Here is a 25,371-nt window from a genome sequence, read left to right as displayed (position 1 = left end):
CTTCGGAGCTGTCATTCGCGTCGTGCTATGCGGCATGTGACGGGGTAGTGGTCGGAGGCCGCGATGCTGCGGTCGACGGTGCAGTTGAACGCTTCCAGGCTTGGGCTGGTCAGTATGTGGTCTATGCGGAAATAGAATTTGTTTTGGTTGTATGAGATGCCCAGGCCCCGGCCGGAGTGGGTGAAGGCGTCGTCCAGTTCTTGTCCGATGACGCGGTGTGTGTAGGAGATGGGCGAGTCGTTGAAGTCGCCGCAGACGATGATGTCACGGTGGGGCGAGCGCTCTATTTCGCGGGCGATGGAGTCGGCCTGCGGGGCACGCAGGGCGGCGGCTTCGGCCAGTTTGCCGACCAGTTGGCGCATGCCGCTTTCTACTTTGTCTTTCTCCGGGTCGCGCAGCATGTCTTCGTAGACTACTTTGTCTTCTTTGGTCAGTTTGTTGGACTCCAGGTGGTTGTTGATGAGCAAGAGGGTATCATCGCCCCAGGCCAGTTCGTAGACCAGAGTGCCGTTGCTGGCGCTGGCGTATTTCAGCGGCCGGGCGGACAGGATGGGCAGTTTGGAGTAGCAGGCCACTTTGTTGCCGCTTTGCTTGCCTATGGCGTCGATGCGGTGGTAGGGATATTCGGCCAGGGCTTTGTCGATGGCTTTCTGCGTGGGGTGTTTCGAGGTTTTGCCTGTGCTGTATTCTTGCAGGCAGATGATGTCGGCCCGGCTTTCTTGCAGGTACGTCAGTATGGGGTTTTGTCTGTCGGTGGGCGAAGAGGCGCCGAATCCCATGATATTATAGGATAGTATCTTGAGGTTGTCTTCCGGCAGCCGTTCTGTGCGGAGGTTGAGGGGCAGGTAGGTGCGTGCTTGGGGCAGGCAGAGCAGCAGTCCTGCCAGGGGCAGCAGGGCGCATTTGTATTGCTGGATGATGAGCCAGCCGAGCAGGCAGGCTGTGTTGAGCAGCAGGAAGATGGGGAAGGCCAGTCCCAGGCACGACAGCACGGGGTGCTGCGTCGGTTGTAGGTAAGGGCTGTAAGCGGTGGCCAGCAGCAGGCCGGTGACGGCGAGGTTGGCGGCCAGAAGCAGCAGGATGACAAGTTTGCCCAGGTGCTTCATGCCGTATTAGCGTTTGCTGGCATCGAACAGGCTTTTCTTTTCTTCCGTGGTCAGGCTCTCGTAGCCCGACTTTTTCAGCTTGTCCAGGATGCGGTCTATTTCGTCGGCTTGTGCTTTCCGGCGTGCGTTGTAGTCGTAGTCCTTCTGCCGTTCGTTGGTTCCGGCGCCGTAGTGCACCTTCATCTTCGGCTTGCGGGGCCGGGGGCGGAAAAGGGCTGCCAGTGCATCGGCGGCCTGGTTAATCCAGCGGGTGAGGTCGGTGCCCCGGCTCAGCCCGGCGGCAAACCACAGTCCGGCCAGTGCGCCGCCCAGGTGGGCGATGTGTCCGCCGGCGTTTTCGGAGGTGATGAACAGTACGTCCAAGCCGATGACTATCAGCGCCAGGTATTTCAGGCGGATGGTGCCGATGAGAAGCAACCGTATGGGGTAGTTGGGCTCACGGTAGGCGGTGGCGGCCACGATGCCCAGTGCGGAAGCCGATGCGCCCAGCATGAAGGCGTAGTCTACCTGATGTTGAAAGTAGGGGAAGACATTGTAGGCCAACATGTAGAGCGCACCGCCGCAGATGCCGGCCAGCAGGTAGAGTCCCCGCAGGTGCTTGGACGAGAAGAACTGCAGGAAAAGACCGCCAAACCAGTAGAGCCACAGCATGTTGAACAGCAGGTGCCAGAGGTTGGCGTGCAGGAACATGTAGGTCAGCACAGACCACGGCTGGAGGAGGAAGTTGGCGGGCGAGGCCGGCAGCTCGAACCATTGCAGGAAGCCTGTGGGCGGCAGGTTGAACAGTTGCAGCACGATGCCCGTCAGCGCCACCAGTATGAAGACGGCCACGTTGATGTAGATGAGCCGGACGTGTATGCCGCCGCGGCGGAAGTTTTCTTTCAGGTCAGTTATAATAGTAGCCATTGTTTCCGTTGTTTTTCTTACGCCAGTACAGTATCAGCAGGAAGCCGAATATCATGCCTCCCAGGTGTGCGAAGTGGGCCACGTTGTCCGCAGGGTTGTTGGCCAGTCCGGCATACAGCTCGATGACGGCATAGCCGATGACGAACCATTTGGCCTTAATGGGGAAGGGCAGGGGGAAGATGAACATCCGCTCGTTGGGGAACAACATGCCGAAGGCCAAGAGGATGCCGTAGACTGCACCCGAGGCGCCCACGGTGCTGCTGTTCAGTGTCAGGTTCAGGTTGGCCAGAGCCGGGTCTACAAAGTTTTTGTATTCCCGCAGGGCGTTTGCCCCTTCGCGCATCACCGTCTCGATGGCTTCGGGCGACAGACCCGCTTGCAGGGTATAATAATGTATGCCGGTCACGACTTCCTGGATGAGTCCCGCTCCGATGCCGCATATCATGTAGTAGAACAGGAACCGCTTCGGCCCCCATACTTGCTCGAGGATGCGTCCGAACATCCACACGGCAAACATGTTGAAAAACACGTGCCAGAAGCTGCCGTGCATGAACATGTAGGTGATGAGCTGTGCGGCGTTGAACCGGTCGGACAGGATGAAGTGCAGCCCCAGGTAGTCGCCCAGGTCGATGCCGTAGCGTTCGGCGGCCAGCGTGGCCAGATACATCAGCACGTTGATGATAAGCAGGTTCTTGGTGACAGTCGGTAGTGGATTCATAAAAGGTGGTTTGTCGTTCTCGGCGGCAAAAGTACGAATAAATTCTGTTCTACAACAGAAAAAGTCGGGCGGATTCCCGGAAAATCCGCTTTTTCACGTTAATTTTCACCGTTTTTATTTGATATTCAGAAATATTGCTTACTTTTGCCTTGAACAGCGTATGCAGGAGAGAGCCGGAGAGAGTGCAAGGGCCTGCCGCTTCCGTCGCATCTTTTTTTTAATACCAATATAGTTATGAATAAGTCAGAGTTAATTAGCGCCATGGCCGCCGAAGGCGGAATGTCGAAGGCAGTAGCCAAGAATGCGTTGGATGCGTTTATCGCAGCAGTAACGAAAGCAATGAAAGCAGGCGATAAAGTCGCTTTGGTGGGTTTCGGCACCTTCGCCGTGTCCGAGCGTGCAGAACGTAGCGGCATCAATCCCGTTACGAAGCAGATTATCAAAATCCCGGCCAAGAAAGTGGTGAAATTCAAACCGGGAACCGATTTAGCTATTGATTGAGGACGATTCTGCCCGGGCAGAATGACAGAACAGTCGCCCAAGTCCGTACCCCTCTTGCGGGTGCAGGCTTGGGCGTCTTTTTGTGTCCGTTCCCAGGCTTCGTCTCATGGCTTTGCCTCTTGTTCGTGGTGGCGTTGTTTCTTGTTTGCCGTTAAGAACCTGTTTAAATCTTATTTTCTTTCTGTCATTCCGGGGCAGCGGGAGTGCTCACCGCGTGCCTGCCAGGCGTTAGTGAGACGTTTCGACCCCGCTGCGCTCTGCCAGGCATGACAGGAAGCGAATTTTAAACAGCCTCTCGGTTGGCTTACCGGCATGTCTTTTGGGAGAAATGTTTACATCTCCTTCGTCCGGCCTTCCTAAAAAACGATTCCGGCCAAATTCGTACCAAATTCGTACCAAAGTCGTTCCAAGTTCGTTCCACTTTCGAGCGTATAGAAACGAACAAAATACGAACATGGAACGAATTTGGAAGGAAAGAATATTGACTTTCCCCGCTTCCTTGTGGAACGGTTTTTATGTCGGGTGGTGGGTTCGTATCTTGATTTTGCTTATCTTTGCGCCCGGTGCGTTGCCGGATGCCATGTGCCGTGGAGCATACCGTCAAAAACCGATATAGGTGGAAACAGACGGAGAGCGTGGGCATTGATAGCGTCTGCCGGCATTCCGAACCGTTTTTGAAAGACTTGTAAGATGAAAAAACAGAAGTTCTACGTTGTCTGGGTCGGGGTCACCCCGGGCATTTATCGCAGTTGGACGGAGTGCCAGTTGCAGACCAAAGGGTATGCGGGCGCCAAGTACAAGTCGTTCGATACGTTGCCGGAAGCGGAAGCGGCTTTCGCTTCGGCGTACGCGGATTATATCCGCCCCGTGTCCTCTTCGCATCCTGTCCGGAAGCCGGACGTGCCGGTTTTGCCTCCCGGTCTGGAGGGCAATGCGCTGGCGGTGGATGCGGCATGCAGCGGCAATCCGGGCCGGATGGAGTACCGGGGTGTCCATCTGCCCAGTTTCCAGCAAGTATTCCATTTCGGTCCGCAATATGGCACCAACAACATCGGCGAGTTTCTGGCCATCGTTCATGCCTTGGCCTGGTTGAAGCAGAAGGGGTTGGAGATGCCTGTTTACAGCGACAGCCGGAATGCCATCGCCTGGGTGCGGCAGAAGAAGTGCAAAACCAAGCTTCCCCGCGATGCCCGGAGTGAACCGTTGTTTCAACTGATAGAGCGTGCGGAGAAGTGGTTGCGCGAGAATGACTGCTCCACGCCCATACGGAAGTGGGAGACGGAGCAGTGGGGGGAAATCCCGGCGGATTTCGGCAGGAAATAAGAAGGCGGACTGCCGGAATGGCTTGTTTCTTTTAGTCTACTTCTTGCAAGTTGGAGAGTTTGGACACTCCGTTTTCATTGAAAGCTTCGATGGCAAAATAATACTTCTGGCCGGTGGAAAGGCATTTCATCAGGTGTTTCCCTTCGTTGCCATATACCATCCACGAGCTGTAGAGCTTGTCCGGAGCGATTCCCCACAGGATATTGTATCCTTGTGCGCCTTCCACCGGCTTCCAGGTCAGCGTGATGTCGCGGCGGTCGGAATGGCGCGTGGCTGTAAAGTCCTTGACTTGTTGGGGGGCCTTTCCTTCTCCCAGTCCGAAGATGCGGATGGCTGAGATGGACAGATAGGGGGTCGGCACATGGATGTTGTTATAGCGTATGTAGCGTACGCGGGCAGGATATTCCAATTCCACGTAGTCGTTAGGGGTGTCTTTGAAACTGTGGCTGCGGTCGACCAGTGTTATCCAGTTTGTTCCATCTAAAGAGCCTTCGATGGTGTAGCGATGGTACAGGTCGGGATAACGCCCATACATGTCGGACTTGTAGTCATTGTAGTTCACTTGGATGGCGTTGACCGTTGCCGGCGATTCCAGGTCTATTTCTGCCCATTGTGTGTTGTCATTGGATGATGCTATCCAGTAAGTCTTGCAATTTTCGTCGGTGATGCCCTCTTCCGTGTGTCCCTCTATGGCCGACGAGCCTTTGGTCGGTTTCCGGTAAGAAAGCAGCATCCATCCACGGAATTTCCCTTTGTTTCCGGGCACAGTAGGGGCGTAGCGGGGATAATCGCCAAAACGGGTGTCGCAGTGCATGATGCCGTCTTCGTCAAAATAGGTGGGAAACATGCAAAGACGGCGTTCCCAATTCATGTTTATCGGCAAGGACATGGAAGCAAAATGCCAGTATTGTTTTCCGGGGCCCAGTACTGTACTGCCGTGTCCGGCTCCGTTGATGTATCCTCCGGGTTTGTAGGATATGGGGTTGTGTGCTTGATAGGTGAAAGGCCCCAGCGGATTGTCTCCGACATACACTCCGTCTGCGTAGACATTGAACTCTGTCCCCGGGGCGGCATATTGCAAGTAATATTTCCCGTTGTGTTTGGTCATCCAGGGGCCTTCGATATATCCTGCCAGTACGGTGTCTGTGTGGTTTTCGCCGAAGCGTTCCCATCCGTGCTCCTCCGGCACAAGGTTGAACAGTTCGACAGGTTCTCCTTCCTCCGGGATGAACCGGTGGTTCTTGTTCAGGCGCATGGCACGGATGGGCCATTTGTTGGAAGATCCCCAATACATATAGGCACTGCCGTCATCGTCTAAAAATAAATCAGGGTCTTGCAGTCCGTGGATGATGGCCGGAGTGGCGTTCCAGTTTCCGGACTTGGGGTCGTCTGTGTAGAGCACACTCATGGAGCCGGATGGGTCGCCGCACACATACAGCACTGAGTCTTTATAATTGTGCGCTGCCGGTGCGTTGCATCCTTGAGGATACCAGTTTGTGCCAGGCTTGATAAAATCCCAGTTCTGTAAATCCGTGGAATGCCAATAGCCGTGCGTGCGGGTGACAAACATATAATATTCTCCTCGAAACTCTACTACTGCCGGGTCTGCTCCTGAACGGTAAGAAATGTCCTTGGCAGCGTTGTAAATCATGTAGGTATAGTCTACGTTTAAAGGGTTGCAATAGGTGTCCATGCGCATGTCTTGGGCGTGAAGGCCGATGGACAATCCCAAGCATGCGAACAGTAGAGATTGGGTGGTCTTTTTCATTGTCGTAAGTGTTTAAAATTGTTCTGTTGTAAGTATGTAAGTAGTTGTTGATATTTAGTTTATATGATGTGTATCTGTCATGTTGAGCATTGTTCTCCCCCGACAAACGGGGGAGGTAAGAGGGGGTGTGAAGCGAAGTCGAAACATCTCCCGAAAGACACGATTCCCTTGGGCAGTGCATGTAGTGAGATTCTTCGACTACGCCCTACGGGCTTCGCTCAGAATGACAGATACCTCATTCTCCATTATAGTATAAACTAATTATGAACGGCTACTTAAGTAGATGCTGAAATATAGCTTATACTATCATGAAAGAAAACTAAATGTGAACATATACTTATGCAAAATCAATTGACACTTTAGCAGTAGGAGGTGCCCATTCATGTATAAACTTAATATCAACATTTACTTGAGAGTTTGTTTAAGAATCGTTCTTTCTGTCATGTTGAGCGGAGTGAAACGAAGTCGAAACATCTCTTTCTTGCGCTGCCAGACGGGCAGAGCCCTTAGGGAAATTCTTCACTATGCTTCAACCCCCTCTTTGCTCCCCCGTTTGTCGGGGAGAACAACGCTCAGAATGACAGGAAAATGAATTTAAACAGGTTCTGAAAAAATTATCGGTATGCGGTTTTTCCGTCTTTTAGCGACATAATTTAGGTGGAACCTGGTAAACTTCTTGCAGCCGGGCAAGTTCGGTTTTCAACTGTTCTGTAATTTTCTCCATCCCTTCTTTGCCGTATAGATTTTTCATCTCAGACGGGTCTTCTTTCAGGTCATAAAGCTCCCAGATTTTTTCTTTATAAAAGTATATCAGTTTATATCGTTCCATTTTTACCCCAAAATGGGCACGCACACTGTGAAAGCCTGGAAATTCATAATAGTGGTAATACAGAGATTTGCGCCAGTCTTTGGGAGTCTTTCCATCTTCGACCAAGCGACGGAAAGAAACTCCTTGCATGTCTTGGGGGATTCTGATGCCACACATGTCAAGGAAAGTGGGGGCGAAATCGATGTTTTGTGTCAATCCCGTCACTTTGGTTCCCGGTTTAATGTGTCCGGGCCAGCGCATCAGCATGGGCATGCCAAAAGATTCTTCATACATGAAACGTTTGTCGAACCAACCATGTTCTCCCAGATAGAACCCTTGGTCTGTGGTGTAAATCACGATTGTATTTTTGTCGAGCCCTGTGCGCTGGAGGTAGTCTAAGATTTCTCCTACGCTTTCGTCTATACTGGCTACGCACGCCATGTAGTCTTGCAGGTAACGTTGGTATTTCCATTCGGCCACTTCTTTGAAGGAGCGTTTTTGCGCATAAAATTCATCATTCCGTTCGCGATAGGCCTCCAGGAAACGTTGTTGTTCTTCCGATGTCATGGTGCCCATGAAGGCATGTGGCCAAGGATCGTAAAGGAGGCTGTCACTGCCGATGCCTGCTACCATTTTCAGGTCGTGGCCTTCATACATGTCGCGGTAGATGTTCATTTTTTGTCGCTGTGCTGCATATCGTCCTTCGTATGTGTCGAAATAGTTGTCAGGAACCGGGAACGATACGTGTTCATAAAGCCGATAATGCCTTTCGGCAGGTACCCAATTGCGGTGTACGGCTTTGTGGTGCATCATCAAGAAAAAGGGTTTCTGCGGATTCTTCCGTTTTGTCAGCCATTCTTCACAGTATTGTGTGATTAAATCTGTCACATATCCCAGATGTCTGGTCGTATCGTTTTCTGTGATAAATTCCGGATTGTAATAATCGCCCTGGTCGTTGAGTATCATCCAATGGTCGAATCCGGTAGGTTTGGATATCAAATGCCATTTGCCGATAATGGCTGTTTCATATCCGTTGGCTTGCAGAATCTTGGGCAATGTCTGTTGAGAGCCGTCAAATCCTTTGTTGCCATTTCTCATAAATCCGTTTTTATGACTGTGTTTCCCTGTGAGTATGGCGGCACGGCTGGGGCCGGAAATAGAGTTGCAACAATAATTATTATAGAAGACAGCTCCTTCTTTCCCGATTCGGTCGATATGAGGTGTTGGTGCAATTTGGCCGATGGGGTGTCCGTAGATGCTGATGGCTTGGCGGGCGTGGTCGTCGCTCATGATGAAGATGATGTTAGGGCGCTCGTCTTCTGCCGGATGCTTCCGTTCTTCCGCACAGGCGGGGAGAACGGCGGAGAGAGATGCCAGTCCCAGCGATGTCTTGTGTAAAATGTTCATGGTTGGTATGTTTAAATGTGAGTGAATAAGAGTTTGTCTAAAAATCGCTTTTTCTGTCTTGTTGGAGCGGAAGCGAAACATCTCCCTAATACTTTTCAGGCGCGTAGTGAGGTTCCTCGATACCCCCTCTTGCCTCCCCGTTTGGCGGGGGAGAACAACGCTCGGGGTGACAGGAAAATGAATTTTAAACGACAGGCTTTAAGAAATACTTTTTCCCCCTGTAGATATATAGTCATCGAAATTAACTTCCTTGAATGTAAAACAATGTGCGGGCGATGGGTGGTAGGTTTTGTTCCACGTGGAATAGGTCTTCACCCGGATTTCGCCGGCGGCGGGGACAAAGGTCAGGATGCGCAAATAGCCTTCACCGCCCAATTGGCTGCCGTCTACGCCCCGCTGAAAGTTGGCCAACATTTGGTAGACTTTGTTCCCGTTATTTCCGGTAGATACTAAGGTTCCGACTCCGCTTTTTAGTACGTGTCCGCAGCATACGGCTATGATGTTTCGGTGTTTTTCTACCAGTTTTTTCCAAATGCCTGCTCCGTCGTTTACGGGGCGTCCTTCTATTTTCCCTATTCCGTAGTCTTGGGGACGCCACCAGTCTGTACTATCTTGCAGTGTACTGTCACAATACAGGTAGGCATGCGTATTCAGCACTACATAACAATCATCATGTGACGCCAGTAGTGAGTCGGCCCATGCCAAGGCTCCGTCCGTCGGTCCGAATTCCAGGTTCAGTATCAGCCATTTTTTGCCGGCACCTTGCAAGGTGATGAAGTAATTGTCCAAAGATTTTCCATCTGCACTGCCTCCCCAATAAGGCTGCCGGGCTTTGTCTGCAAGAGGAAAATATTTGTTGGCCAGCGACGTGTCGTGCACGTCCGAATATTTTCCCGGTCGGCTGCCGATGTCATGATTACCCCACACCACAGCGTAGGGGATGCGGGCTTTGTCTAGGTGCGTGAAGGCTTTTTGCATGTAGGCCCATTCAATCGGCCGGTTGTCTTGTGTCAGGTCACCTACTTGTAGTACGGCGTCGATGCTATCCCGGTGTTCCAGTAACCAATCTATTTGCGAATCGAACACTTCCGGGCATTGTTCCAGATAGGTTTGTGTGTCCGGTAAGACGACGATGGTGAATGATTCTTCCGCTGGTTGGCATCCGGTTGTCAGCAGGTATCCGGTCAACAGAAATATTGCGAGGGTCAGTTTTTGCTTCATCGTTCTTTTTTCTGTGTAAATAGCCATTCCATAAAGTCTGGTTCATTGAACGCGGGGTTCCAACTGCCGTGGTTGCAGCCGGGATATTCTTTGTATTCCACTTGTGCACCGGCTTTTTTCAGGGCACGATAGGCCTGGCGTGAGCCTTCTACGGTTACTACATTGTCTGCATCGCCGTGGAAGATGCGGAATTTGACATCTTTTGCTTCTTTCAGACGGGCTGGGTTAACGGTGCCGCAGATGGGGATTGCCGCAGCAAATATTTCCGGATAGCGGATTGCTAAGTCATAGGTTCCCATTCCACCCATAGATAGGCCAATGACATAGATTCGGCTTTTGTCAACTCTGGAATCAGCCAAGAATTTGTCCAGCAGTTCTTTTAATGTGCGGAAGATAGGAGACAGAGGCGCTTCCGCCGGCATTTGAGCAGGGGTGAATGATGAGGGGCGTGCCGTGTAGGCCCAATAAGCGTCAGGCGGGCATTGAGGAGCCAGTACGAAAGCTGGGTATTGGTCGCGGTTTACGGGGTTCAACCACATCTGGCCTCCGTGAGTCAGTTGTTTTTCGTTGTCACAGCCACGTTCTCCGGCACCGTGCAGAAAAAGTACCAATGGATATTTTTGTCCGCTTTGCATGTTTAATGGTGTGAGCAGACGATAACGCAGCGTGTCACCTGAGGTGGAAATATAGGTCTTTTTTTCGAAAGTGTCTTGGGCTGACAAGATGTTGAACGCAAGCAGAGATACCAGCAAGCTTATAAAAATTCTTTTCATTTTAGTATGTGTTAGTAATTGGATAAATGAAAGCGAAAGGGCTGCCCTTGTCAGATGATCTTGACAGATTATGCCTATTATCCTTTTTCCCTATTGAAACAGGCTGTCCGCGCGTGGCGGTAGCCATATGTGGCATTTCTTACGTCTGACAGAAAGGGCAACCCTTTCGCATGTTGTTACTTCAAGTAAGGAGAAGTGAATCCCAAGTTCTTCAGTCCGGTCTGTATGTCCGGTATGTTCATGAACAAGTCCCAGAGTAATTGGCTTCGATAGTTCTCTATCATGACTATGATGGGGCCTTGGTCAATGGCCAGGTATTGGTTGTCGTACCAATCCTTACCCAAATTGAAGGCATCTACAAAACCGTATTCTTTCCACAGCTTGTCGCCCAGTTTGTAGTAGAAAAATTCTAAGGCGGCTGTCGATTCCTCCGGTGTATAGGGGAAGGCAGACAGGGCGGCTGTGGGGGCAATGACTCCGTGGTCATTCGTGGGTGACCAGGCTGAATAGCCGTCATCGCCATCGCTGGCTGTCAATCCCCAGCAAGAGGAACTGTATCCGGCGTATCCGTTCGGATTTTCCACACAGTGGTTATAGTTGATAAGTGTGTGATTACGGTTCTGTTCCCAATAGTCGGCATATTGGTCTTGCAAGCCTTCGGGGCATAGTCCCAGGAAGGAGTAGTGCGTGAAGAACAGCGGGCCACCTTTCTCCGAACCCAGTGGCAAGGTTATGCCGTAATAAGAATTGCCGTTCTGGATGTTTCCTCCTTTAGCCCATCCTTGTTCGTAGACTTCCCGGCTGATGGGGTAAGTGGGCGAGGAGGCTGCCAATACGTAGGTTATCAGACATTCGTTCCAACCACGGATGGGAAGGTTTTGTGTCCAACCATAGTTGGGACTCCAATGCCAATAAAGTACTTGTTCACCGTCTTTCTGGAACCAAGTCCATTCTACTGCTTCCCACAAGCGGGTGATGTCTTCGCGGAGTTTTGTTTCGCCGGCATCTGCCCCGTCAAAGTAGGCGCGGGCTGTGAGCAGTCCTTCGAACAGGAAGGATGTTTCTACCAGGTCGGCACCATTGTCTGCTGGGCTGAACGGTTGTGTGTCTCCTGTTTCTCCATTTATCCAATGAGAGAAAGCACCGTGGTAGTTTTCACATTCTTCGTCGAGGAAGGTGACAATCCGTTGGACGCGTTGCAATGCTTCTGTACGGCTCACAAAACCGCGTTCTGCAGCTACCAGCATAGCCATAATGCCAAATCCAGTCCCGCCGGTCGTGACTGTATTGCCAGAGGTGCTGCGTTCGCGGGCCATGCCACTGTGTTCGTGCCCGAATTTCCAGAAATAATCGAATGTCTGTTTTTGTACCAGTGTAAGCAGTTCTTCCAACGGGATACGTTCAAATTTATCCGAGTTGTCTATGCTTGTTTGCAGGGTACACGTTTGTCCGCTCTCCAGCAATGCCCCCGATACAGACTTTATACCCGGATTCACCACCAGTTTGTAGGTAGTGAAGTTTTTCAGCTTTTCCGAAGGGCTTATGCTAATCTTTTCGGGCGATGGAAGCGTATAGGTGTATTCTACATCTGTGCCATCAGTGGTCAGCAGGATGTTTGCTTTGATGGTGCTTTCATCTACTTCGTCCGAGAACTGTAATTCGATGGAGGCATCGAGGGGGACATCCGTGAAGTTTGCCTGATTGGCAGCTTCGCCGACAGTGATGCTTTCCAGCTTGAAAGGGGGACGGCTCTCTGAGCCGTCCTCGCTACTGCTGCATGCAGTCAGCAATGTCCCCACGTATAGTAAAAGATAGAATACTTTCGTTTTCATGCTGTCTTATTCTTTGTTTCCGTACAAGGCGCGGATATCATCGGCAGAGAGGGCTGTGTTGTAGAAACGGAATTGGTCTAACTGTCCGATGAAGTTGGAGGCCCATGTCTGTGCACCTGTTCCTTCCGTCAGGCTGGGAGTGGTCGAGAACTGGAAAGCACCGACGGCCAGCGTTTCGCCTGTATCCTTAAACTTCAGCGGGCCGTAGCCTGCCAAGTCTGATGTGAGAGCTACTTCTCCGTTGCGATACACTGTCATGATGGAGGTGTTTCCGTCATAGACGAAAGCCATGTGTACCCATTCTGTACCGAACACGTTTTCAACTTTAGCTTCTACCCATTTCTCTATGTTGTCTTGTGTCGCGTTGCAGGTGTATAAGTGTATCTTGAAGAAAGCCTCGGTCTGGCTGTTGTGGTTTTCCAGATAGATATCGAAATTTCCCCAGAACGTTTTGGTATTAGGGATGCTGAAAATGCCGTAGGCCGGGTTGTTTTTTTCTGCCTTCATCCAAAAGGCTACTGTGCAACTGCCCAAGTCCAGAAGGCCGTCTCCTAAGATGGAGGGGGTGCGTGCCAGTATGTAAGCGTCGGAAGCGCCCTGGTAGGACATGCCGCTGACGGCGTCAGTCGAGAATTTGGCATTTCCGTTGTCGGCCACGATGAAGCCCCAGTCGCCTTTGTCGCGAATGTCTTCTTCGTCAAAAGGCAAATACATCAGCAGAGGGGTGTCGGGAGCTTCGCCTGTGCTTTCCGGATAGTCGAAGCCCGGATGGTCCATGTCTTGGAAGCAAGATTGCAGCATAAACATTGTCAGGCAGCAAGCCAGCAATGACATATAATGTTTCTTCATAATCGTTTTTCTTTAATAGTTAGGATTCTGTACTAATACTCCATTCGATTTATCCACTTCGTTTTGAGGCAAAGGCAGCAGTTCGTGTCTTTCTTGATAACCGGTTTTGCCGGCGGCGTGCAGCACTTCGGCAGCGATGCCCCAACGTACCAGGTCATAGAAACGGTCACCTTCCATGCCCAGTTCGACACGGCGTTCGTGGCGGATGGCATCACGCAATTCGGCCTGGTCGTCGGTGGTCACTTCGGGCAGGATGCCGATGTTTGTGCCACGGGCTCGGGCACGTACCTGTTCTAAGTAGTCTTTGGCTGTGTCCAGGTCGCCCAGTTCGCAGGCGGCTTCGGCTGCCATCAGTACGACGTCTGCATAGCGGATGAGGCGGACGTTGACCCAATAGCCTCCTTTGGTGAAGCGGGTGCGCCACTCCGGATTGGTGTAGGCTTTCTTGTTGTAATATTTGTTCAGCACGTCGGCGTTGGCCACGGGCTTTTCGCCCCAAGGTTCGTTGGCCGGGCAAGTGCTGGGGTCTTCGCCCGTGCGGTAGAAGTAGAGCAGTGTCTCGTCTTTGCGCGGGTCACCTTCTTCGAAAGCATCAGCCAGGTTCTGGGTAGGTGTGTGGTGCCCCCAGCCCAAGTTCCAGTCGCCTGCTCCGCGTACGCCTTGTACGCTGGCATACTGGCTGCCGATTTCGTTAGAGCCGGGTAAGGCTTCGGTGGCGGTACATTGCAGTTCGAGGATAGACTCTGAGCAGTTTTCGCCGTCTTCGCGGAAAATCTTGTCGTAAGGCGTGTTCAGGTCGTACAATCCGGAAGTAATTACAGCTTCTGCGGCGGCGCGCATGTTAGGCCAGTCGTTGCGCATCATGTAGGTGCGGGCATGCAGTGAGCGGGCGGCGCCCCACGTCAGGCGGCCTACGTATTGGGCTTCCCATGTGGGCGGCAGGTTGCTTTCTGCTACTTGCAGGTCTTTGTCTATCAGTTTATAGATGTCTGCCACGGATGATTTGGGGACGTTGGCGTCGCCGGCTTCGTTCACTTTGAAGTCTATCAGAGGCACTTCACCGAAAGCACGCACCAGATTGAAATAGCAGAAGGCACGCATGAAGCGGGCTTCTCCTTCGTTGACAAGGTCGCCTTGCGTCAGGTTTTCGTTCTGGTTCATTTCGTCCAGCAAGCTGTTTACCTTGTGGATGAGGTTGTAGTTGGCTGTCCAGTAGCTTTGCAGCATGCCGTCGCTGGCAGAGTATTCAAAGTCGTCATACATCAGTCCGGTGGCAGCGCCGTCAGAGGCTGTACTGCCTTTTTCCGCGTCTTCCGAGCGGTAGCTGTGGATGGCCATGGCTGTGTTGCCTGTGGTCAGGTGGAAGCCACGCAAGTCTGCATACATGCTGAAGACTTCCGTTTCGTAGGTACCGCCGGTCAAATCGTCTTCGGTATAGGCGCCCAGCGGTTTTTTGTCGAACATGTCGCTGCACGCTGTCTGGAATAAACCCGTCAAAAGGGCTATTGCGTAAATCTTGTATCTTTTCATAATATGGATTCCTTTAGTTTTTTTGAATGTTGCTCATGTCTGTTAGAATGAAAGATTGAAGCCCAATGTATATACGGTTGGCATCGGGTAACCGCCACTGTCTATGCCGAATGACGTTGAACCGCCACCCACTTCAGGCGTGTAGCCGGAGCTACGGCTCCAAGTCTTGGGGTTTTGCACGTTGGCGTAGACGCGCAGCGATTGCAGTTTGATGCGGCTCAGCAGGCGAGTGTCGAAGTTATAGCCCACTTCGATGTTGCGGATGCGGAAGAAGCTGCCGTCTTCCAGGAAATATTCCGAATCTTCGTAGTTGATGGCACGCGAGGGGTCGAGAATCGGTTCCCAGTTGGATGTGCCTTCACCGTGCCAGCGGCCCAGTCGTTCGATGCGGTAGTTGAACTGCGCAAAGGTGCTGTTGTCCCAGTTGCGGTAGATTTCGTTTCCGTAGACGCCCATCATGTCGACGCTCAGGTAGACGTTCTTCCAGCCTACGTTGACGTTGAAGCCATAGGTGAAGTCGGGAGTCGGATTACCAATCATGGTGCGGTCGTCGGTTGTGATTTTGCCGTCGCCGTTGATATCGGCAAACTTCAGGTCGCCCGGTGCCACGGTTGCCAGGGTGTTGATGGGCGAGAAGCGGATGTCGTTTTCGTTCTGGTAGACGCCGGCCACTTTATAGCCGTAGAAGTAGGCGATGGGGTAACCTTCTTCCGTGCGCGAGGGGCCGCTGATGATGGCGTAGTCTTTGGTGGCCAGTGACAATACTTTGTTGTCGATGGTCGTCAGGTTGGCACTGATGCCGTATGTCCAGTCTTCGCCTATCCGGTCGTTCCACGAAGCGGTCAGCTCGAAGCCCCGGTTGCGGATTTCGCCGATGTTCTGCACGCCCGGCTTGGTGCCCGAGATGCCCGGTATCGTTGCCAGCATGTCTCGCGTGGACTTGTTGTAGAAGACGGGCGAGATGGCCAGGCGGTTGTTGAACAGGTTCATGTCGAAGCCTACTTCCCACGAGTAGTTGTGCTCCCAGCCCAGGTCTTCGGAAATCAGTTTGTCAGGTCCCAGGCCGCTGATGATGTTGTCGCCGAACACGGCAGAGCCGGAGCTGACGATGTTGGCGTAGGCGGGATAGTTGGAACCGGCGTTCTGGCTGCCCAGCAATCCCCAAGAGCCTTTCAGCTTCAGGTAGTCGATGACGTTTTGGTTTTGCATGAATTTCTCTTCGCTCATTACCCAGCCGGCACCGAACGAGTAGAAGTTGTCCCAGGTGTTGCCGGTTGTATAGAACTTGGAAGAACCATCGCGGCGGAAAGAGGCGTTGAACAGGTAGCGGTTCTTGTAGTTGTAGAGTGCGCGGAACAGGTAAGACATGGTGAAGCTTTCCCACTGTGAACCGCCGTTGGAGGCTGTCGATGAGTCGCTGATGCTGGAAATCCACCATTTGTCTACGTCGTTGCCGATTTCGATGCCATAGCCGGCCATCTGGTCACGCCCGCCGCTCAGGCTGGAGCTGGAGTTGTAGTTGGTGGTCAGACCGGCGGTCAGCGTCAGGCCGTGGTCGCCGAACTGGTTGGTGTAGGTCAGCACATAGTCAGACTGTGCGGCCATTGAGTTCGATTTGCTTTGGTTGATGCTTTCGCGGTCTACCAGTCTTTCGGCACCGGGGCCTCCCTCAAGGTCGGGATTGTAGACATATACCAGCGGGGAATAAGAGCGCGACTGGCTGGAACCGTAGTCCAACGAGAAGGTGGCGCGGAACGTCAGGTTTTTCAGGATGTCTATCTCGCCCCAGATGTTTCCGGTCAGGCGGTAGTTTTCCGACTTGTTGTGTGCACCGCGCAGCTCGGTATCAATCAGTGGGTTCCACACCTGTGCGCGTTGGAAGTCGGGCATCGTGTGCAGCAATCCGCTTTCCGCATCGTGCGTGGGGGCAATGGGGGCGGCTTTCAGTGCGGAGCCTACGCCTTTGGCGTCCGGGTATTTGGCGCGTACGCCGTTCACCTGGAAGCCGAAACGCAGGAAGTCTGTCACTTCGTATTCACTGTTCAGGTTGACCGTGAACTTGTTTAGCTTTTCTGTGTCTATGGAGCCTTCTTCCATCACGTAGCCCAAGCCCAGATAGAATTTGCTCTTGTCTGTCGAGCCGGTAATGCTTATGCTGTTGTTGGTCAGGAAGCCCGTTCGGAACATTTCGTCTTGCCAGTCTGTGTCGCCTCCCCAGTTGGTGTAGTCGTAGGGGTCTACGCCTTGCTCGATGCGTTGCTCGTTATACAATTCGCGGAATTGGGCGGCGTTGGTCAGTTCCACGCGGTCGTAGATGGCTTTCCAGCCAACTGATGCGTTGATGTTGACTTGTGTTTTGCCTTCCTTGGCACGCTTGGTGGTGATGATGATGACGCCGTTGGCACCGCGTACACCGAAGATGGCCAGCGAGGAAGGGTCTTTCAGGATTTCCATCGATTCGATGTCGGCCGAGTTCAAGTAGTTGATGTTGTCGGTGAACAGACCGTCTACGACGTACAGCGGTGTGTAGCCGTTGATGGAGTTTGTGCCTCGGATACGGATTTCAGGGTCTTGTCCGGCACGTCCGGTGTTGACTACTTGCACGCCGGCTACTTTGCCTTGGATGGAGGCCAGCGGGTTGGTGGCAGGCTTGCGGGCAATGTCTTCGCCTCCTACTGTGACGATAGAGCCTGTCAGGTCGCGTTTCTTGGCTGTACCGTAGCCGACGACCACGACTTCGTCTATCAGTTTCGAGTCTTCCTGCATGACAATCTTGAAGGAATTGCGCCCGTTGACGGCCACTTCTTGAGTTTTCATGCCGATGTATGTGATCACCAGCGTAGCATCAGACGGGACGCCTGCTATCTGGAAATTCCCGTCTATGTCTGTAATAGCACCCAGCGTGTTCTGTCCGTCTACGTGGACAGACGCTCCAATAATAGATTCTCCCGCCTGGTCGGTAACCGTGCCCGAGACGGTAATCTTGTTTTGTGCCGACGCGAATACCGCTATCAGCAGCAGCAAACTAAATACAAAGAGATTTTTTCTCATTACGAAAGAATGTTTAATTGATATTAGAACTTAGATTAGCTAACTCTTCGGGCAAAATTATAAAACTATGGGTTTTGAGTCCAATTAAAAGCCTAACACATTACTACCGTATCCCAAATCTGAGGTACTTTTTTACTACTTTAATTGGTGCTAATTCTCTGATGTACTGTGCGATGCTGGAGTCAGGCGGATGCCTTTTCTTTTCCTCGTCCCGTTACCTTATGTGACGGACTGATTCGAACAAGACGATATCTTCACGGGGTGGTGGCGTATGGGTCGGCGGGGAGATTCTTGAGGTGTTTGCTGCTTGCGCATACCGGGCCGGGCTCTTGCGGGCGGCAAGGGCGGCTGTGCTTCGTGGCGGCCGAAGAGAGGCAGACGGTGGCCGCGTAGCAGGGGTGGGCAGGAGGTTATTTGAAGCTAATCATGAAGGCTGTCAGGCTGTCTTCAGGGGTGAGGTTGAACTTCTTGCGCAGGCGGTAACGGGCTGCGTCTACGCCACGGATGGAGAGATTCAGCAGCTTGGCTATTTCTTTGGTCGGCAGGTTGAGCCGCAAGAGGGCACACACGCGCAGGTCGCCGGAGGTCAGCGACGGGTATTGCTGCTTCAGGTTGCGGAAGAAGTTTTCATGGATGCGGTCGAAGTTGGCTTGAAAGACTTGCCAGTTTTCTTCGTCGGAGACAATGTTGTTGTTGACCAGCGAAAGTAACTTGTCCAGGCTTTTGCGTGTGAACTGGGGTGCCAGGCGTTGCTTTTGTATCTCTTCCTTCAGTTGGTTCAGAAATTCCTGGTGTACGATGTTTGTCATCACCATGCCTGCCAGTTCTTTGCTTTTGGTACGCAGGTCGGTTTCAAGCCGTTCTTTCTCCAGCTCCACGATTTTCTTTTCATGTTTCTCCAGTTCGGCCTGGTGCAAGATGCGCTGGTGCTCCATGGCGTGGTCTTTTTTCCGTTTCATGGCCCAGTAGAACGTATATTGCAGGCAGAACAGGAGCGCTATGCCCAGCAGAATATAGCCGGCTATCGCCCAGCCGGAAAGGTACCAGGGAGGCAACAGGACAAAGGGACATTCGACGGAGGCCAGGGTGCCGTTTTCGTCATACACTTCTGCCTGGAACGTATAGTCTCCATAGGGCAGGCGCGCGTAGCTTTGTGACAGTTGGCGTCCTGCCTCTGTCCATTGTTCGGAAAAGCCCTGGAGGCGGTATCTCACCTTGTAGGCGTAATTGTTGTAGGCCGGGTAGCGCAGGGTGAACGTCCAAGTGTTCAGATGTCCGTCTATCCGATTGTCCGCCCCCACTGCCAGAAGTCTTTCTTCGCCACTCTCCTCGTCTTTGGCCTCCATGCGCAGTATGGACAGTACGGCCTGGGGTGGGACTGGGGTATGTGTGGGCAGTTCTTTCGAAATGATGCGGGCGACGGCATTGTTGAGGCATAAGTAGGCAGTCTCTTGGGAGGCGTCATAACTGATGGTGGCCCGTTCTTCCAGCAACTGGTCCTCAAACAAGGCGTAGGGGATGCGGTAACGGATGTGGAATTGGTTCATCTCGCACTCCACCAGGTAAGCCATCCGGTCGTTCAGGAACCAGTAGTCGTTCCCGCTTCCATGCTTCACGCTCTGGATGTCTTTGAGTTCGGCAAGCTGCTCATTCATTGAATCGTAGGGGACGATGGAGTCATTCACGTCTTCATACGTATAAAACGCTTCTCCGTTGGAGAATACCACGCGGCCGTTTACTTTGAAAAGGGTAAAATGTGCATCTTCCACATTGCCCAGTTTCATGTACGGCCTCACCTCTTGCAGTTCCTTCAGGTCAGGGCTGATGCGTAGCCTGAACAGCCCCTTCCTCATGTGTTCCACCCAAATGTTGCCCCGGTGGTCGGTCTCGATGTTACTGGCCATGTGGCTGAACCCCTTCACTATGTGCGAGAACACCCACCTGCCGTTGTGGTCTTGTTTGAAGAGGCACAGTGGCGAATAGCTGCCTTGCAATAAGTATGGATGCCCGTTGAGCGTTATCTCCCGCATGCACAAAGCGCCGGTGGCGCTTGATAGCAGACGGGCTTTGCCTTGCGAGATGAGGAATGTGCCTTTGTTATGTCCGCAAAGCACCTGGCCGTTGTATTCATCCACAAACCATGCTTGCTCTTCCAACCCCGGGACCAGGCTGATTTTTCCGTCTTTCCAATAATATAGTCCCTGGTTGGAGGCGATATACATGGCATCTTTGTGTACCAGCACATCGTAGACCATTCCTATCTTGTCGTAGGGCGGTGTGTAGTAAGAGATGGGCAGCGTGTTCTGTACGTATGCAATGCCGTTGTCCAAGGCGGCCCAGACGTTGTTGCTGCTGTCGCAGCAGATACCCAATACCGTGTTGTTGAGCAGTCCGCCGTCAGTGTTCAGTTTCCATTGCAGTCCGCCCGATTTGTTGATGGCGTATAGCCCGTTAGAAAGCGTTCCCACAATGTAGCAAGAATCTTGACTCATGGAGACACGGTTGATGCTGTATCGCCTTAAGTCGGCATCGCATGCTGTCTGCCAAGGTTCCAGCTTCTCGTCATGATAGTAAAAGACGCCGGCATTGACCGTGAAGAACAGTACTCCTTCCCTGTAAGGCAGGCCTCCCACCACCGGGCTTTTGATGTCTTGGTTGGAGAACAATGGTTTCAGCAGCCCGTTGGAGTAGATGAAAAGCCCTTTGTCGATGAGCCACGTGTAGAGGGTATCATGCACTTGAAACAGATTTAGAGGCAATTCTCCTCTGTATTCTCCCCAGACCCGGTTTCCGTCGTAAAAGAAAAAGGAACAGAACGATTGGAAGATGATTTTATTGCCCACTGGCAGGATGCTCCAGATTTCATCGTTGTGAAATTTGAACTCGCCTAATTCGCTTTTCAACGAATGATACGTGAGCCCTTCGGGAAAGGTGCGCTCGAAGTAGCCAAACTCTTCGTAAGAGCCTACGTAGATTTTCCCGTCGTCGGCTACATAAATGGAACGGACGATTTCCTTCGTGGGGAGTTCGTGCAATGTCCAGGTATTCCCGTCATATTCCAGCATACCTTTACTGTTGCCGATATACATGACGCCGTCCGCATCCTGTGCAACCGCCCAATTCTGTATCCTGGCATGGTAATCGGAGACGGAAAAGTTGCGCACGACAGGGGCGAACGAAACGGAAGCCGCCTGTAAAAGACCGCTCCAAAGAAATAGTAGCAAAAGACTGACGTAACCTCTATTATTTGTCATTATAATATAATTGCATAGTCTTAACTCGTGAATCTTCAGAAAAGGAAAATGGCTTGCTGCAGGCAAGCCATTCGGGCCTTATATGCGCCATGCGTATCCTCTTACAGACTTTGCATGTCGTTCAGTTTCTTGTAGTAGCCGTTCAGGGCAATAAGCTCTTCATGTGTGCCCCGTTCTACAATCTCGCCCTCATAGAGCACGCATATTTCATCGGCGTTCTTAATGGTGCTCAGACGGTGGGCAATGGCGATGGTGGTACGTGATTTCATCAGGCGTTCCAAAGCTTCTTGCACCAGACGCTCAGATTCAGTGTCAAGCGCCGAGGTGGCTTCGTCCAAAATCAGAATGGGAGGATTCTTCAAAATGGCCCGGGCGATGCTTACGCGCTGACGTTGTCCGCCAGACAGGCGTCCGCCCCGGTCGCCTATCATGGTGTCATAGCCTTTCTCCGTCTCCATGATAAAGTCGTGCGCATTGGCTATTTTGGCGGCTTCGATGACCTGTTCCATCGTAGCATTTTCCACGCCGAAGGTGATGTTGTTGTAGAACGTATCGTTGAACAATATGGCTTCCTGATTCACATTGCCGATAAGTGTCCGGAGGCTCTGGATGGAAACGTCTTTCACGTTCTTCCCGTCGATAAGCAGTTCACCTTCTTTCACGTCGTGGTAACGTGGAACGAGGTCTACCATGGTCGATTTGCCGGAACCTGACTGCCCCACCAATGCAATGGTTTTCCCTTTAGGTATCACCAGGTTGATGTGTTTCAGAACCGGGCGGTCGGGTATGTAGCTGAAGCTGACATTGCGGAACTCGATTTGTTGCTCGAAGCCTTTCAACGGCAATGGCTTAACGGGATCCTTGATAGGGTTCTCTGCCTTGAGAATCATGTCAATACGGTCCATGCTGGCCAAGCCGAGGGGTACGTTGTAGAAGGCTTTGGCAAATTCCTTCAGCGGGTTGATGATGCTGTAAAGGATGACCATGTAGAAGATGAACGTGGCGGCGTCCATTGGCGCGTAGGTCTTGTTCAGGATGAGCGAGCCGCCGAACCACAGCACGATGACAATGACGCAGGTGCCCAGGAACTCGCTCATGGGATGGGCCGAGCTTTGACGGATAACCATGGTGTTGACTGCATCGCGGAACTCGTTGTTTATCTTTACGAAACGAGCAGACATCTTTTTCTCAGCAATGAAAGCCTTGATGACGCGCAGTCCACCCAGTGTCTCGTCCAGTTGCGACATGATGTCGCCCCATTGTGCTTGTGCCGTCAGTGACTGGCGTTTCAGCTTGCGACTGACGATACCCATTACCCAGCCCGCCAGAGGCAGCACGACGATGACGAAGAGCGTCATCTGCCAACTGATGGTGAACAGGGTGCAGAAATAGATGATCAGGGCGATGGGGTTGCGCAGCAGCATGTCTATGGAACTGGTCAGAGAATTTTCTACTGCGGTGACGTCCGCACTCATGCGGGCGATGATGTCTCCCTTGCGCTCTTCGGAGAAGAAACTGAGGGGGAGCTTCAATACCTTATTATATACCTCAATGCGGATGTCGCGCACGATACCGGTACGTAGCGGCACCATGACAGCCGAGGAGGCGAAGTAGCCTGTTGTCTTTAGCAGCGTCATGAAGATGAGTAATCCACCCAGCATGACCAGTGTAAGAAAAGCTCCATGCTCGTTGATGAAGTTGTTAATCCACCAATAAGCGTTGTTGATAATTACGTCTTTGTCCAAATTGTTCCAGTCCCATTCTTGGTATTGATAGATTTCTTTGTCTATTTTGAACAGGATATTCAGGATGGGGATAATAGCTGCAAAAGAAAATACATTGAGCCATTGTGACACAAAGTTCAATATTACGGCCCAAGTAATATACTTTCGGTAGGGCTTGATATAGCGGCCCAAAAGGGTGAAGAATTGTTTCAGCATAATAATCTGTTGAATAGCGGGGGCAAAGGTACGAAAAATATACGGCAGGCAACACATTGAGGTGTCGCTTTTTTCTGCCGGACTATTTTACGTTATTTCGAATGTAATGCCTCTTCATAAACTTTAAGATATTGACGAGCTGTATTATATATGTCAAATTTCTGTACAATGCTAGGAATATTGGCCTTTAGCTTTTGATATAATGCTTCATTGGACGCTAATTCTTGGATGTGCTGTGCCAAAAGCTCTACTGGTACTTTCCCGTCGTTCAAACTGAATACGATGCCGGCCATTTCTCCAGCTTCATTGGTTAGCATGTTGCGTATCTCTCCAATGTCGCTAGCTATGACTGGGGTGCCGCTCATAAGGCTTTCTATCAATACCAATGGGAAACTTTCGCCTTTGAAATAAGAAGGTAACAGACCAATGTCTGACATGGCGAAATAACTTCGCACGTCGCCTTTTCTGCCCAATAGATGTATGTATGGTGGTAAATCTTTGTCTTTCTCCAATTCGTTATAACATTCTCCGTCTCCGAGTAATATTAAATGTATTGGTCTCTCTAAAAAGGTGTGTGCTATTTTGACAGCTTTAATGGCTTCTTTCCATCCTTTTTCATATATGGCTCGGCTGGCTAAGGTGATACAGAAGGCATTGGGCTCTATTCCTAAATCTTCCCGTCGGTGTGGTGTAACTGGAATTTCCGGTAGGCCGTTTCCTATCTTGTGTAAACGTAATTTCGGTAAGATGTTTTGCAAAGGTTTCAGGTTTTTATCTGCGATGTAGACAAAAGTTGAACAACTGTGCAATACAGTTCGCAAAATATAGTTCAATCCATCTTTGTCAATGGCTTCATACATGCCATGTAGCGTGATGATGTGTTTGCAACGTCCTTGTTTATTACCTATGGCATGCCCAACAGCACGGTCTATGTTGCCTTCGTGAGTATGGACGATTTCTGTCCCTAAACAAGCAAAAATGTCTGATAAATAAGTGACACTACTTAATTCTATAAGTGGGATGGTGGCATCCAGTTTTTTTCGGATATTTTTATCATAGGGGACATTTCTGAAATCAATAAAAGTCACCGGTGCTCCGAGTGCTCTCATGGCATTTGCTAAATAAATAGGGAATATCTCACCCCCACCTTGTGTCAGAGCTGCACCACAAATGACGATGTTGGGGAGGCGTTTTTGGGCCTGGGCGGCAAGTTGAGTCAAATCATAGATACTTTCTAAGGACTCTGATTCTTGGGTAAGGGTATTTACATAATGTTGGCGCAAATTTTTTTGAATGCCTCTGAACGCTTCTAGATCTATGGCATAATGAGAGGCTATGAAGGAAGATAAATGAAATATCTCACGGCAATCTTCTGGTCTGTATTCTTGTTTGAAGATTTTGTTTTCTCCAGAAAAATTGCAATGACAGAGTGCACGGGGGGTGTAGTTGACTCCTCCTCCTCGAATTAACCACAAAAAGAATAACCAGTTGCCAAGTGAAGGCATTTTTTCCCATTCTTTTATTATCTCATCGGGAATAGTGCCTATGTTCCTAAAGACGGCAGCACTCGTGCTGGGTATGACGTTTTTCGTGGCGTATATTTTGCTCACGAAAAAATGTGCTGTCATCACAAAAGGTCTTGCCCATGATACGAAAGAGTTGGCTGGATATATAGGCAGCTTATCTATATTTTTGCCATCCTGCATAAATACACATTTGCCAAACGAGAGCATGACCGATTGGAAAAGCAAACCTTTGAGAACTTCTTCCAGGAATTTGGTGTCACAGATGCTATCGCTTTCGGCAATCCAGACGTATTCACCGTGTGCCATTGCAAGGCCTTCATTCCATAGTTGGAAAGTTTGTGTCGTTTCCTTTTTCTTTGCGAGTAAATGGGTCTTTGCCGGATATTTTTGAGCATAGGCTTTCATTATTTCTACGCTATTGTCTGAAGAGGCATTATCCAGCAAAATCACTTCAATATTGTTGTAAGTCTGTTGGTAAATAGAGTTTAAACGTTGTGTCAAGCAAGAAGCCTGGTTATGGTTGGGGACAATGATGCTGACCAAAGGCTTTGTTGTCGGCTCTAATGGCAAATCGACTACGTTAAATTGGCCATGGATTAGGTTCCGATACACACTTTCTGTCTGGAACTTCTTTTTTAAATGTAGTGACTTCAAATAGATAGTTTCTATTTTCTCTTCTGTTACTACCCGTTTGAAGACTGTAAATCCCAAGACTTTTCGTTTTTCAATAGTGCGCAAGCTTGTTGAATACAATTTTTTCTTGTACACCCATGATTTTATTTTAGCTCTAAAGCCTGCCATTTTAAAAACGATTTTAGTTATACAGCTATTTATATTTATCAATTTAGCACCACCTTT

17 protein-coding genes are annotated in these 25,371 nt (G+C 50.8%); 3 read left to right on the top strand and 14 right to left on the bottom strand.

The genetic code is table 11. The annotated features are described in order from the left end of the window. Positions 1 to 11 precede the first annotated feature (11 nt). From M3090_RS04205 to M3090_RS04195, 3 genes are read right to left on the bottom strand one after another with little or no spacing between them, the layout of a single operon-like run. Positions 12 to 1,106 carry an endonuclease/exonuclease/phosphatase family protein gene (locus M3090_RS04205; RefSeq protein ID WP_249054135.1) on the bottom strand — a complete coding sequence of 365 codons (1,095 nt, stop codon included), beginning with the start codon at positions 1,104 to 1,106 and terminating at the stop codon, positions 12 to 14. 6 nt (positions 1,107 to 1,112) lie between these two features. Next, the gene (locus tag M3090_RS04200) at positions 1,113 to 2,012 is read right to left on the bottom strand and encodes a rhomboid family protein (RefSeq protein WP_249054134.1); all 900 of its coding nucleotides are present in this window, start codon (positions 2,010 to 2,012) and stop codon (positions 1,113 to 1,115) included. Next, positions 1,993 to 2,529 (bottom strand): rhomboid family intramembrane serine protease, encoded by a 537-nt coding sequence (locus M3090_RS04195; RefSeq protein WP_410553169.1) that lies wholly within the window; start codon positions 2,527 to 2,529, stop codon positions 1,993 to 1,995. Before M3090_RS04195 ends, M3090_RS04200 begins: the two co-directional genes overlap by 20 nt. Positions 2,530 to 2,964: 435 nt before the next feature. Between M3090_RS04195 and M3090_RS04190 the strand changes: the two genes are divergently transcribed. From M3090_RS04190 to M3090_RS04180, 3 genes are all read left to right on the top strand, one after another. Then, positions 2,965 to 3,231, top strand: coding sequence for an HU family DNA-binding protein (locus tag M3090_RS04190; protein WP_249054132.1), 267 nt, complete (start codon positions 2,965 to 2,967; stop codon positions 3,229 to 3,231). A gap of 454 nt (positions 3,232 to 3,685) precedes the next feature. Further along, entirely contained in the window at positions 3,686 to 3,847 is a 162-nt protein-coding gene (locus M3090_RS04185) for a hypothetical protein (RefSeq protein ID WP_249054131.1), read from the top strand. A 74-nt stretch (positions 3,848 to 3,921) separates the two neighbouring features. Next, on the top strand, positions 3,922 to 4,554 hold the full coding sequence (locus M3090_RS04180; RefSeq protein WP_249054130.1) for a viroplasmin family protein: 633 nt from the start codon (positions 3,922 to 3,924) through the stop codon (positions 4,552 to 4,554). Between the two features lie 31 nt (positions 4,555 to 4,585). Here the strand turns inward: M3090_RS04180 and M3090_RS04175 are convergent, their stop codons facing one another. The 11 genes from M3090_RS04175 to M3090_RS04125 form a co-directional block, all read right to left on the bottom strand. Next, the gene (locus tag M3090_RS04175) at positions 4,586 to 6,322 is read right to left on the bottom strand and encodes a family 43 glycosylhydrolase (RefSeq protein ID WP_249054129.1); all 1,737 of its coding nucleotides are present in this window, start codon (positions 6,320 to 6,322) and stop codon (positions 4,586 to 4,588) included. Between the two features lie 640 nt (positions 6,323 to 6,962). Beyond that, positions 6,963 to 8,537, bottom strand: a complete 1,575-nt coding sequence (locus M3090_RS04170) for a sulfatase (protein WP_249054128.1) — start codon at positions 8,535 to 8,537, stop codon at positions 6,963 to 6,965. Between the two features lie 198 nt (positions 8,538 to 8,735). Next, positions 8,736 to 9,758, bottom strand: a complete 1,023-nt coding sequence (locus M3090_RS04165) for a metallophosphoesterase (protein ID WP_249054127.1) — start codon at positions 9,756 to 9,758, stop codon at positions 8,736 to 8,738. After that, complete coding sequence (locus tag M3090_RS04160; RefSeq protein ID WP_249054126.1) at positions 9,755 to 10,531, bottom strand: prolyl oligopeptidase family serine peptidase; 777 nt, start codon at positions 10,529 to 10,531, stop codon at positions 9,755 to 9,757. Before M3090_RS04160 ends, M3090_RS04165 begins: the two co-directional genes overlap by 4 nt. Before the next feature lie 176 nt (positions 10,532 to 10,707). Then, a complete protein-coding gene (locus tag M3090_RS04155; protein ID WP_249054125.1) occupies positions 10,708 to 12,363 on the bottom strand; it encodes a glucoamylase family protein in 1,656 nt (551 codons plus the stop codon). Positions 12,364 to 12,369: 6 nt separating this feature from the next. After that, positions 12,370 to 13,212: a LamG domain-containing protein gene (locus tag M3090_RS04150; RefSeq protein WP_249054124.1), complete on the bottom strand. Its 843-nt coding sequence runs from the start codon at positions 13,210 to 13,212 to the stop codon at positions 12,370 to 12,372. A gap of 12 nt (positions 13,213 to 13,224) precedes the next feature. Next, the gene (locus tag M3090_RS04145; protein ID WP_249054123.1) at positions 13,225 to 14,742 is read right to left on the bottom strand and encodes a RagB/SusD family nutrient uptake outer membrane protein; all 1,518 of its coding nucleotides are present in this window, start codon (positions 14,740 to 14,742) and stop codon (positions 13,225 to 13,227) included. A gap of 42 nt (positions 14,743 to 14,784) precedes the next feature. Continuing rightward, complete coding sequence (locus tag M3090_RS04140) at positions 14,785 to 17,793, bottom strand: SusC/RagA family TonB-linked outer membrane protein (RefSeq protein WP_249054122.1); 3,009 nt, start codon at positions 17,791 to 17,793, stop codon at positions 14,785 to 14,787. Positions 17,794 to 18,203: 410 nt separating this feature from the next. Next, a complete protein-coding gene (locus M3090_RS04135) occupies positions 18,204 to 21,047 on the bottom strand; it encodes a triple tyrosine motif-containing protein (protein WP_249054121.1) in 2,844 nt (947 codons plus the stop codon). Between the two features lie 101 nt (positions 21,048 to 21,148). After that, positions 21,149 to 22,987 (bottom strand): ABC transporter ATP-binding protein, encoded by a 1,839-nt coding sequence (locus M3090_RS04130; protein ID WP_249054120.1) that lies wholly within the window; start codon positions 22,985 to 22,987, stop codon positions 21,149 to 21,151. 92 nt (positions 22,988 to 23,079) lie between these two features. Beyond that, positions 23,080 to 25,314 (bottom strand): glycosyltransferase, encoded by a 2,235-nt coding sequence (locus tag M3090_RS04125; protein WP_249054119.1) that lies wholly within the window; start codon positions 25,312 to 25,314, stop codon positions 23,080 to 23,082. Positions 25,315 to 25,371 lie beyond the last annotated feature (57 nt).

Source organism: Bacteroides sp. ET71, from assembly GCF_023336905.1.
Classification (GTDB): Bacteria; Bacteroidota; Bacteroidia; order Bacteroidales; family Bacteroidaceae; genus Bacteroides.
The sequence above is the reverse complement of the archived record's forward strand: the minus strand, read 5'-3'. Positions and strand labels throughout refer to the sequence as shown.

Coding starts and splice junctions, on each gene's coding strand:
- M3090_RS04135 (WP_249054121.1), bottom strand. CDS start 21,047: ATGACAAATAATAGAGGTTACGTCAGTCTTTTGCTACTATTTCTTTGG.
- M3090_RS04140 (WP_249054122.1), bottom strand. CDS start 17,793: ATGAGAAAAAATCTCTTTGTATTTAGTTTGCTGCTGCTGATAGCGGTA.
- M3090_RS04175 (WP_249054129.1), bottom strand. CDS start 6,322: ATGAAAAAGACCACCCAATCTCTACTGTTCGCATGCTTGGGATTGTCC.
- M3090_RS04145 (WP_249054123.1), bottom strand. CDS start 14,742: ATGAAAAGATACAAGATTTACGCAATAGCCCTTTTGACGGGTTTATTC.
- M3090_RS04185 (WP_249054131.1), top strand. CDS start 3,686: ATGGAACGAATTTGGAAGGAAAGAATATTGACTTTCCCCGCTTCCTTG.
- M3090_RS04170 (WP_249054128.1), bottom strand. CDS start 8,537: ATGAACATTTTACACAAGACATCGCTGGGACTGGCATCTCTCTCCGCC.
- M3090_RS04155 (WP_249054125.1), bottom strand. CDS start 12,363: ATGAAAACGAAAGTATTCTATCTTTTACTATACGTGGGGACATTGCTG.
- M3090_RS04195 (WP_410553169.1), bottom strand. CDS start 2,529: ATGTTTGCCGTGTGGATGTTCGGACGCATCCTCGAGCAAGTATGGGGG.
- M3090_RS04190 (WP_249054132.1), top strand. CDS start 2,965: ATGAATAAGTCAGAGTTAATTAGCGCCATGGCCGCCGAAGGCGGAATG.
- M3090_RS04125 (WP_249054119.1), bottom strand. CDS start 25,314: ATGGCAGGCTTTAGAGCTAAAATAAAATCATGGGTGTACAAGAAAAAA.
- M3090_RS04200 (WP_249054134.1), bottom strand. CDS start 2,012: ATGGCTACTATTATAACTGACCTGAAAGAAAACTTCCGCCGCGGCGGC.
- M3090_RS04160 (WP_249054126.1), bottom strand. CDS start 10,531: ATGAAAAGAATTTTTATAAGCTTGCTGGTATCTCTGCTTGCGTTCAAC.
- M3090_RS04205 (WP_249054135.1), bottom strand. CDS start 1,106: ATGAAGCACCTGGGCAAACTTGTCATCCTGCTGCTTCTGGCCGCCAAC.
- M3090_RS04130 (WP_249054120.1), bottom strand. CDS start 22,987: ATGCTGAAACAATTCTTCACCCTTTTGGGCCGCTATATCAAGCCCTAC.
- M3090_RS04180 (WP_249054130.1), top strand. CDS start 3,922: ATGAAAAAACAGAAGTTCTACGTTGTCTGGGTCGGGGTCACCCCGGGC.
- M3090_RS04150 (WP_249054124.1), bottom strand. CDS start 13,212: ATGAAGAAACATTATATGTCATTGCTGGCTTGCTGCCTGACAATGTTT.
- M3090_RS04165 (WP_249054127.1), bottom strand. CDS start 9,758: ATGAAGCAAAAACTGACCCTCGCAATATTTCTGTTGACCGGATACCTG.